The 10583-nt window shown below is 55.9% G+C and carries 7 protein-coding genes; all 7 read left to right on the top strand.

Annotated elements, in window-relative coordinates:
- On the top strand, positions 1 to 712 hold a 712-nt coding region (locus tag IM290_RS16985), incomplete at its 5' end, for a molecular chaperone (RefSeq protein ID WP_370532104.1).
- A 20-nt stretch (positions 713 to 732) separates the two neighbouring features.
- Entirely contained in the window at positions 733 to 3210 is a 2478-nt protein-coding gene (locus IM290_RS16980) for a fimbria/pilus outer membrane usher protein (protein WP_193041415.1), read from the top strand.
- 13 nt (positions 3211 to 3223) lie between these two features.
- Positions 3224 to 4231 carry a fimbrial protein gene (locus IM290_RS16975; RefSeq protein ID WP_193041414.1) on the top strand — a complete coding sequence of 336 codons (1008 nt, stop codon included), beginning with the start codon at positions 3224 to 3226 and terminating at the stop codon, positions 4229 to 4231.
- 205 nt (positions 4232 to 4436) lie between these two features.
- Positions 4437 to 6647, top strand: coding sequence for a ferrichrome porin FhuA (fhuA, locus tag IM290_RS16970; protein ID WP_015572711.1), 2211 nt, complete (start codon positions 4437 to 4439; stop codon positions 6645 to 6647).
- Between the two features lie 50 nt (positions 6648 to 6697).
- On the top strand, positions 6698 to 7495 hold the full coding sequence (gene fhuC, locus IM290_RS16965; protein ID WP_047733132.1) for a Fe3+-hydroxamate ABC transporter ATP-binding protein FhuC: 798 nt from the start codon (positions 6698 to 6700) through the stop codon (positions 7493 to 7495).
- A complete protein-coding gene (gene fhuD, locus IM290_RS16960) occupies positions 7495 to 8385 on the top strand; it encodes a Fe(3+)-hydroxamate ABC transporter substrate-binding protein FhuD (protein WP_003856240.1) in 891 nt (296 codons plus the stop codon). The genes fhuC and fhuD overlap by 1 nt, the downstream gene beginning before the upstream one ends.
- Entirely contained in the window at positions 8382 to 10364 is a 1983-nt protein-coding gene (gene fhuB, locus IM290_RS16955) for a Fe(3+)-hydroxamate ABC transporter permease FhuB (RefSeq protein ID WP_193041413.1), read from the top strand. The genes fhuD and fhuB overlap by 4 nt, the downstream gene beginning before the upstream one ends.
- Positions 10365 to 10583: the final 219 nt, after the last annotated feature.

Genomic DNA, 10583 nt, shown 5'->3' with positions numbered 1-10583 from the left:
TAATTATTTATTAAAATTGTTAGGTGGTTGTTTGATTATATCTTGCTGTTCAGTACAGGCAAGTGTGGTTGTCGGTGGCACGCGAATTATTTATCCATCGAATAAATCCGAAGTACAAATAGCACTCAAAAATAAAGACCCTCATACTCGATATCTGGTGCAAAGCTGGGTGAGTTACCCTAACGATGCAAAAGCACCTTTCATCATTACGCCGCCTGTCTATAAATTACAGGAAAATCGTCAGACCCTTTTGCACATCATTTTTACCGGCGATAAAAAAAATCTGCCCGCAGATCGCGAATCTTTATTTCTGGCGAATGTGAAATCCGTCTCGGCGTTATCACCTGACTTAAAAGACAAGAATACGCTGCAATTCGCGATGAAAACGCGTCTGAAGCTGTTCTGGCGCCCTGCTGATTTGAAAGAAGCCGATGCCCTACAGGCCTATGAAAAAATCACGTTCCTCCGCCAGGGTAACAAGCTCATTGCGAAAAACCCAACGCCGTTTTACGTCTCCTTTGGCGAGTTGGCCGTGGGCGGGAAAAGTGTCCCTGTGACTGACACAAAAACCACGCCGGGGGCGATTTCAATGATGGTCGCACCTTTCAGCGAGCAATATTTTTCTGTGCCTCAATCTGCAAACGGGCCCGTGACGTGGACTGCTATTAGCGATTTCGGCGCGCAAACCCCCCAGCGCAAGCAGGCTCTTTAAACACACAATGCTGGTACCCTATGTCGTCATCTCCACTCTACAAACAGGTTCTGAAGGGAATCGCGTTAGCGCTGCTCGCGATGATCCAGCCTGTGAGTGCAGATGACGAATTTAACCTGCGGATCCTTGAGATGGACACTCCGCTGGAAAACACCTCAACGCTAAAAAATTTCATCAATGATAATGGCCTACCGCCCGGAAACTTTCTGACGACCATTATGTGGGATCGGGATGTTCTGGATAAACGCACGGTGAGCTGGATCTTGTCTGACGATAAGCAGCGCCTGTTACCGGAGCTGACCAAAGCGGATCTGCGTGCATTAGGGGTAAAAGTCGACACGATCCCGGACATGAAAGATCTGGATGATGCAGCGAAAATCGATGACATCTCCCATTTTATTGATAATTCCCGCTACGATTACGACCAGGATAATCAGACGCTCAAGCTGGTGATCCCGCAAAAATACCGCGATCAGGCTGCGGCTGGGGCTATCAACCCGAAATTCTGGGATGACGGTGCTCCCGCCGTCTGGACAAGCTACCAGTTCAGTGGCTCTCAGCAGCACTACCGTACTGGTAAAACGTCATCTGCATGGCTTGGCCTGGAGTCAGGGATCAACCTCGGGGCGTGGCGGTTGCGTAACAACAGCACCTGGAGTGACAACGCCGGTTGGGATGCAATCGCCAGTACGCTGCAACGTGATATCAAAACCCTGCAAAGTCAGCTTGAGATAGGCCAGACGTACACTAACGGCGAGCTTTTCGACAGCGTCCAAATGACCGGCGTGAAGCTGGAAACGGATACTTCCATGCTGCCCACCAGCCAGCAGGGGTTTGCTCCCGTGGTGCGTGGCATAGCAAATAGCGATGCAAAGGTCACCATCAGGCAAAACGGTTACACCATTTATCAAAGCAACGTCTCTCCGGGGCCATTTGAGATCCGCGATTTAAGCCAGGTCACATCCGGTGCGGATCTGGAGGTGACGGTGGAAGAGGCCGACGGTAGCGAACACAGCTTCATCCAGGCCAGTGCATCGGTTCCGGTGCTACAGCGGGAAGGGGCATTTAAATATTCGCTGGCAGCAGGGCGTTATCGCGGTAATGAAGGTGAGGATGAGCCCCCTTTTCTGCAAGGGACGGTCATCTACGGCCTGCCTTATGGCGTAACGACTTACGTCGGCGCGCTTGGTGCATCGCTGTATCAGGCTATGCTGGCGGGAACAGGCGCCGATCTTGGCCGTTTCGGATCGGCATCCGTGGATGTGACCGCCGCCCGTACGGCTTTTGATGATGGACGAGATGATGCCCGCGGGATGTCATGGCGTGCGCAGTATTCCAGGGATATTCCGGATACAGACACCACCGTGACGCTTGCCAGCTACCGTTATTCCACCTCTGGGTTTTATACCTTTCAGGAAGCTGTCGACCAGCGTGACAGCGAGATTGACGACGGGATTTATACCTATCGGCGAACCAATAATCGGCGCAGCCGCATGCAGGTTAATCTTTCCCAACGCGTTTCCGACTGGGGATCGGCTTACCTTAATGGCTATCAGCAGGATTACTGGAACATGGCAGGACACGAGCGCAGCGTCAGTGCGGGGCTAAGCTCCGGCTGGCGCGGTATAACCTGGTCGGTAAGCTACAGCCTGACGCGTACGCCGGACGCCAATACCGATCGGCAAATGGCGTTGATGGTCAACGTACCTCTTTCACGCTGGTTAGCGAACGCCTGGTCAACTTACAGCGTCAACACTGCCAGCGGTGGATTCGTTTCGCATCAGGTAGGGATCGGCGGCACGGCACTTGAGAACAATAACCTCAGCTATAACCTCCAGCAGACCTATGCCAGTCAAGATACTGGCTATGGCGGCAGTGTATCCGGGCGCTACCGGGGATCTGCCGGTGATGTCGGGCTGGGGTATAACTACGGGGGTGATAACCGACAGTGGAACTACAGCGCGCAGGGTTCAATTGTTGCGCATGAACATGGAGTAACCCTGGGGCAATCCGTCCGCGACGCCTTTGCCATTGTCCATATCAAAGATGGCGATAACGTCAAAGTACAGAACGGGCGAGGGATCTACACCGATCGCTTTGGTAACGCGATTGTCCCTTCCCTGACGGCCTACCGGCACAATATTCTCACAGTGAATACTCAGGATCGGGAAGATATTGATATTGACGCGGCGACACAGGATCTTGTGCCCACGAAAGGTGCCGCGGTATCCGCCACCTTTGATGCTCGCGTTGGGCAGCGTGCCCTGGTGACCTTATTACGACAGGGAAAAGTGGTTCCCTTTGGCGCTGTTATAGCGCTTGATAACACTACGGCAATCGTGGGGGATGAGGGGGAGGTCTATCTCTCAGGGCTTCGTGGCAAAACGGCATTCAGCGTGCAGTGGGGGGAAACGCCGGAACAACAATGCCAGGGCATGATTGATGTACCTGTCGACAGCCCATCAGGGATCGTTAAAACCACAGTAAATTGTAAGTGAGTCAGGTGACAAAATGAGTCAACGTTTTTCTATGATACCTTACCTTCGGGCCGCTTTTTTAGTGGTGCTGAGTGCTTTCTTTCATCCGGCTTTTGCTACGTGTACCTTCAGCGGCGGGGGAGAGAGTGATGGCATAGTCACGTTCCCGCTTCCAGCCGTGATTGTTCTCGAACCTGACACGCCAGTCGGCACGGTGATTTACGAAGATAATGTTGAAAGCAAAGAGATCACCGTGAGGTGCTCAGGCTCTGATGAGATAATCCGTCGGGGGTATTTGACGCTAACGGACGCAGATGCACGCGAAGATGTTCTGCCTGGCGTGTATAAAACCAATGTGCCTGGCATCGGGATCCGCGCGGCATCATCTAACGAGCAGTTTCCCAATTACATCGAAGATAATTTGACTCGCCCGTGGCGCTATATCGGTATGACTCACGGTTCGTCTAAGAACAAGTCAATATTTCGTGCGATTGCACAGCTGGTTGTGATTGGTGATGTGGAAGAGGGCTACCTGGATACTTCCCGATTAACCGCTCAGGACGAGTTAGGGGGCGTCGTCATCGGTGAGATGAGGTTTTCACCTACCAGTGTTCACATTACGACCAACACCTGTAATCTGGTTGATAAGAATATTTATGTTCCGCTTAAAACCGTAAATACACAGGATTTCGACGGACAGTATTCCGATATTCTGACAGACAGTGCCTTCAAAATTAATATTACCGACTGTGCGGCGGGGACGAAGGTGGACTACCAGTTCACTAGTGCAGGATCAACCGGGGTGACCGATGGAAACATTCTTTCTATCGCCGACGGCGATAGTGCAGCGAGAGGTGTCGGTATTCAAATCCTCGACAAGAACGACACGGTGTTGCAGTTCGACCAAAGCTACACGGCAATAACCCGTACCCAGGACAACGTCCCGGTTGAGATCCCACTCAAAGCCCGTTACATCAAAACGGGAGAGGTTAAAGCCGGGAAAGTCGACGCCGTCGCGACTTTCGAACTCTTCTATCGTTAAGCCCTCCGGCCCGTTTCGGCGGGCTTTAGCGATCATTCCGCTAACTTCATTAACCCTCTATTTTCATCTGGTTAATTCTTAAACCCTTAAATCTTGTAGGGCCGCATACTGCTTGCTATGCAGCCAACGTTTCGCATATTATTCTGCGGTCATAATAATAATTCTCGTTTACGTTATCATTCACTTTTTCCATCAGAGATCCATCATGGCGCTTTCCAATACTGCTCAGCCAATTAACACGTCGCTGCGTAAAATCGCGGTCGTCGTAGCCACAGCGGTTGCCGGCATGTCTGCTTATGCTCATGCCGCCGAAACCCCGAAAAAAGAAGAAACCATTACTGTTACTGCCGCACCGGCTGCGCAGGAGAGTGCCTGGGGGCCTGCACCGACGATTGCAGCAAAGCGCACTGCAACGGCGACGAAAACCGATACACCGATCGAGAAAACCCCGCAGTCCATTTCCGTGGTCACACGTGAAGAGATGGACATGAAACAGCCGGGGACGGTTAAACAGGCGCTGGCCTACACGCCGAGCGTTTTCGCAACGCGCGGCGCCTCCACGACCTATGATGTGGTTTCGATTCGTGGGTTCACCACCTCCAGCACCGTGAATACCAACCAGTATCTGGATGGTATGAAGCTGCAAGGGGATAACTACTCTGAAGCGTCGATGGATCCATACTTCCTGGAGCGCGTAGAGCTGCTGCGAGGCCCGACGTCCGTACTGTATGGAAAAAGCCACCCTGGCGGCGTAGTGAGTATGGTCAGCAAGCGTCCAACCACGGAACCGTTAAAAGAAATTCAGTTCAAAATGGGGACGGATAACCTGTGGCAGACTGGGTTTGACTTCAGCGACGCGATTGATGATAACGGCGTGTGGTCCTACCGTCTGACCGGCCTGGGACGCAGTGAAAATGCGCAGCAGGAGATGGTGAAGTCTACTCGTTACGCGATTGCGCCGTCTTTCAGCTGGCGTCCTGATGATAAAACCGATTTCACTTTCCTGAGCAACTTCCAGAGCGATCCCGATGCGGGTTACTACGGCTGGCTGCCGCGTGAAGGTACCGTTGTGCCTTACTATGATGCTAACGGAAAGGCGCACAAACTGCCGACCGATTTCAACGAAGGCGATGAAGACAATAAGATCTCCCGTCGTCAGAAAATGGTGGGTTACAGCTTCGCGCATGAATTCAACGACACCTTCACCGTGCGTCAGAATCTGCGTTATACCAAAATCAATACGCTTTACCGTTCAGTTTACGGTAACGGCTATATCGCTCCGGCCCAGATCAGCCGTGCGTACGTGCGCTCAGATGAAGACCTCAACTCGTTCACGGTTGATACACAGCTCCAGTCGAAATTCGCGACCGGTGCCGTTGACCATACGCTGCTGACGGGGGTGGATTACCTTCGTATGCGCAATGATATTGATGCTGACTACGGTACCGCCGATCCGATCAGCATGAACAATCCGCAGCACGGCAATGCGAACGTCAATGTGAACTTCCCGTATGCCATGCTCAATCGCCAGGAGCAGACCGGGCTCTATGCGCAGGATCAGGCGGAATGGGATAAGTGGGTACTCACCATGGGTGGCCGCTATGACTTTGCAAAAACGTCTGCCTTTAACCGTAATAACGGGACCACCGCGGAAATTAATGATCAGGCATTTACCTGGCGCGGGGGGATTAACTACCTGTTCGACAACGGGATTACCCCATACTTCAGCTACAGTGAATCCTTTGAACCGCTCTCTGGCACCACCCAGGGCGGCAAACCGTTCGATCCGGCGCGCGGCAAGCAGTATGAAGCGGGCGTGAAGTATGTTCCTAAAGATCTGCCTGTTGTGGTGACGGCCGCGGTATATCAGCTGACCAAGAACAACAACCTGACCGCCGATCCGGCGAACCCGACCAGCGGCTTTAGTGTGCAGGGCGGTGAAATTCGCTCCCGTGGCTTTGAGCTGGAAGCGAAAGCGGCGGTGTCGGCTAACGTGAACGTAACGGCGGCCTACAGCTACACAGATGCGGAATATACCCACGATACCTGGTATGAAGGTCGTCGTCCGGCAGAAGTACCGCGCAACATGGCATCCCTGTGGGCGGATTACACCTTCCACGAGACGGCGCTGAGTGGCCTGACCGTCGGTGCGGGCGCGCGTTACATCGGTAACACGGTGACGTACTACTCCTCAGCGTCGCCTAAAGCCTATGAGTCCTTTAACGTCGCGGGTTATGCCCTGGCGGATGCGACCGTGAAATACGATCTGGCGCGCTTTGGTCTGCCGGGATCTTCCGTCGGCGTCAACGTGAACAACATCTTTGACCGTGAATACGTCTCCAGCTGCTACAGCGAGTATGCATGCTACTGGGGAGCAGGACGCCAGGTTGTTGCCACCGCGACCTTCCGCTTCTAACCTCTTTATGGGCACGGTTCGCCGTGCCCTTTTTATTTAAGTTGGCTGACATGCAGGATAATAAAACGCAATCCGACTCCACCTTCACGCTTAACAATCTCTCCTTTCGCGTACCCGGGCGCACCTTGCTGCATCCGCTCTCTTTGACGTTTCCCGCAGGTAAAGTGACCGGTTTAATCGGGCACAATGGTTCCGGTAAATCGACGCTGCTGAAGATGCTGGGTCGTCATCAGCCGCCGTCCGAGGGCGACATATTGCTGGATGACCAGCCGCTGGCGAGCTGGAGCAGTAAGGCCTTTGCCCGCAAGGTGGCCTATCTGCCGCAGCAGTTGCCGCAGGCGGAGGGGATGACGGTGCGCGAGCTGGTGGCGATTGGACGTTATCCGTGGCACGGTGCGCTCGGGCGTTTTGGCCTCGCTGACAGAGAGAAAGTGGAAGAGGCGATCGCGCTGGTTGGGTTAAAACCGCTGGCGCATCGTCTGGTGGATAGCCTGTCCGGTGGCGAGCGTCAGCGCGCATGGATCGCGATGCTGGTGGCGCAGGACAGCCGCTGCCTGCTGCTCGACGAACCCACTTCGGCGCTGGATATTGCTCATCAGGTTGACGTCCTGGCGCTGGTGCATCGCTTAAGTCAGCAGCGCGGCCTGACGGTGATTGCCGTTCTGCATGATATCAACATGGCGGCACGCTATTGCGACTACCTGGTAGCGCTGCGCGGCGGTGAAATGATCGCTCAGGGTACGCCTGCCGAACTGATGCGCAGCGAAACGCTGGAACATATCTACGGTATTCCTATGGGCATCCTGCCTCACCCAGCCGGAGCTGCACCCGTGAGCTTTGTCTACTGATGCTGGATTCAACATTCATTAGCCGCCGTCGCCTGCTGACGGCCATGGCGCTCTCACCGCTGCTGTTAAAGATGGGCCCGGCCCGCGCTGCCGCTATCGATCCGCACCGCATCGTGGCGCTGGAGTGGTTGCCCGTCGAACTGATGATGGCGCTTGGCGTGACGCCTTACGGCGTGGCCGATATTCCCAACTACACCCTGTGGGTGAATGAGCCAAAACTGCCGGACTCCGTCATCGACATTGGCCTGCGTACGGAGCCGAACCTTGAGCTTCTCACCCAGATGAAACCGTCTTATTTATTCTGGTCTGCGGGGTATGGCCCGTCGGAAGAGACCATGGCGAAGATTGCGCCCGGACGGGGCTTTTCCTTTAGCGACGGCAAAAAGCCGCTGACCATGGCAAAAAATTCCATCCACGAGATGGCGCAGTTCCTCAACCGTGAGGCTCAGGCGAAAAAACATCTCGATGAATTTGATGCGCTGATTGATTCCCTCAAGCCGCGCTTTGCCCACCGTGGCGATCGGCCTTTGCTGATGGTAACCCTGCTGGATGCCCGCCATATGCTGGTCTTTGGAAATAACTGTCTGTTCCAGGAAGTGCTCGACAGCTTTGGCATTCGCAATGCCTGGGAAGGCGAGATGACATTCTGGGGCAGTACCGCCGTGGGTATTGACCGTCTGGCGGCGTTTCGTGATGTGGACGTGCTGTGCTTCGATCACGGGAACGAGCGCGAGATGCAAACCCTGATGGCGACCCCGCTCTGGCAGGCAATGCCGTTCGTCCGCGAGCAGCGCTTCCTGCGCGCGCCAGCGGTATGGTTCTACGGCGCGACGCTGTCGGCAATGCATTTTGCCCGCGTGCTGGACAATGCACTGGGAGGCAAGGCATGAGCACGCGTATGGCCCGTTTCCCGATGTTACTGTTAGCGCTCATTTTTCTGGCTGCCCTGGTGTTAACCGGCTTTAACCTGACCACGGCGTTACCGCGCGATCAGTGGGCAGCCGCGTTTGCCGCACCGGATATCGATAATATTCAGCAAATGCTGTTCCACTACAGCCTGCTGCCGCGTCTGGCTATCTCCCTGCTGGTCGGGGCGGGACTGGGACTGGTGGGCGTACTGTTTCAGCAGGTGCTGCGTAACCCGCTGGCAGAGCCGACCACGCTGGGCGTGGCGACGGGGGCTCAGCTGGGGATCACCATCACCACTCTCTGGACCCTGCCGGGAGCGTTAACCTCGCAGTTTGCCGCGCTGGCAGGCGCATGTGTGGTCGGTGCGCTGGTCTTTGGCGTGGCCTGGGGAAAACGTCTCTCGCCGGTCACGCTGATCCTCGCGGGGCTGGTCGTCAGCCTCTACTGTGGGGCGATCAACCAGCTGCTGGTGCTGTTTCACCACGACCAGCTGCAAAGCATGTTTATGTGGAGTACCGGCACGCTCACCCAGACCGACTGGAGTATCGTCCAGCGCCTGTGGCCGCAGCTGTTCGGCGGCGTGGTGCTGACGCTGCTGCTGCTGCGTCCGCTCACGCTGATGGGCCTGGACGACGGCGTGGCGCGCAATCTGGGGCTGGCGCTGTCGCTGGCGCGTCTGGCGGCCCTGACCCTGGCGATTGTGCTGAGCGCGTTACTGGTTAACGCCGTCGGCATCATCGGGTTTATCGGCCTGTTTGCGCCGTTGCTGGCAAAAATGCTCGGCGCGCGCCGTCTGCTGGCGCGTCTGATGCTGGCTCCGCTGATTGGCGCGCTGATCCTCTGGCTTTCCGATCAACTCATTCTCTGGCTGGCGCGCGTCTGGATGGAAGTTTCCACGGGCTCGGTGACGGCCCTGATCGGCGCGCCGCTGCTGCTGTGGCTGTTGCCGCGCCTGCGCAGCATTAGCGCCCCGGCAATGGATGCCGGCGATAAAGTACATGCCGAACGTCAGTCGGTGGTGTGGTTCAGCCTTGCCGGACTGGCGGTGCTGGTTATCGCCTCGTTTGCCGCACTCTCGCTGGGACGCGACGCCACGGGCTGGCACTGGGCGACGGGGGATTTGCTGCATGAACTCATGCAGTGGCGCTGGCCGCGGATCTTCTCCGCGCTGATTGCGGGCGTCATGCTGGCGGTGGCGGGCTGTATTATCCAGCGTCTCACCGGCAACCCGATGGCAAGCCCGGAAGTATTAGGGATCAGCTCCGGGGCCGCGTTTGGCGTAGTGTTAATGTTGTTCCTCGTGCCGGGAAATGCGTTCGGCTGGCTGATGCCTGCCGGGAGTATCGGCGCGGCAGGCACGCTGATGATTATCCTGATCGCCTCCGGGCGAGGGGGGTTCTCACCTCACCGCATGCTGCTGGCCGGGATGGCGCTCAGCACCGCGTTTACTATGCTGCTGATGATGTTGCAGGCGAGCGGCGATCCGCGCATGGCGCAGATCCTGACCTGGATTTCCGGTTCAACGTACAACGCCACCGGCAGTCAGGTGGTGCATACCGGGATTGTGATGATCGTACTGCTGGCGATTGTGCCGCTGTGCCGTCGCTGGATGACCATTCTGCCGCTGGGTGGGGATACCGCCCGCGCGGTCGGGGTGGCGCTGACGCCAACGCGTATCGCCCTGTTGCTGCTGGCCGCGTGCCTGACGGCGACGGCCACCATGACTATCGGCCCGCTCAGTTTTGTCGGATTAATGGCGCCGCACATCGCCCGTATGATGGGCTTCCGCAGGACTTTGCCGCATATCGTGATCTCTGCGCTGACGGGCGGAGCGATCCTGGTCTTTGCTGACTGGTGCGGAAGGATGGTGCTGTTCCCGTATCAGATCCCGGCGGGCCTGCTGTCGACCTTTATCGGCGCGCCGTACTTTATATATCTGTTGAGAAAGCAGAGTCGGTAATAAAAGTAAACGGCAATCCTTAGATTGCCGTTTTCGTTTTTGCTTCCTCTCCCTGTGGGCTGAGGGTTCCCCACAAAATAATGCCTGCACAGACGGCCCCCTCTCCCTTGAGGGAGAGGGCTGGGGTGAGGGGGAACATACGGCTCTGGTGGTCATTCCGTTCACTTTATGTTCCTTGCTACTCTGTCACGACATGACCGGTGAACGTGCCAGGGTGGC

Origin of the sequence: Enterobacter cloacae complex sp. S1 (assembly GCF_014930525.1) — a bacterium.
GTDB classification, from domain to species: domain Bacteria; phylum Pseudomonadota; class Gammaproteobacteria; order Enterobacterales; family Enterobacteriaceae; genus Enterobacter; species Enterobacter hormaechei_C.
This window is presented reverse-complemented; position numbering and strand designations above follow the sequence as displayed.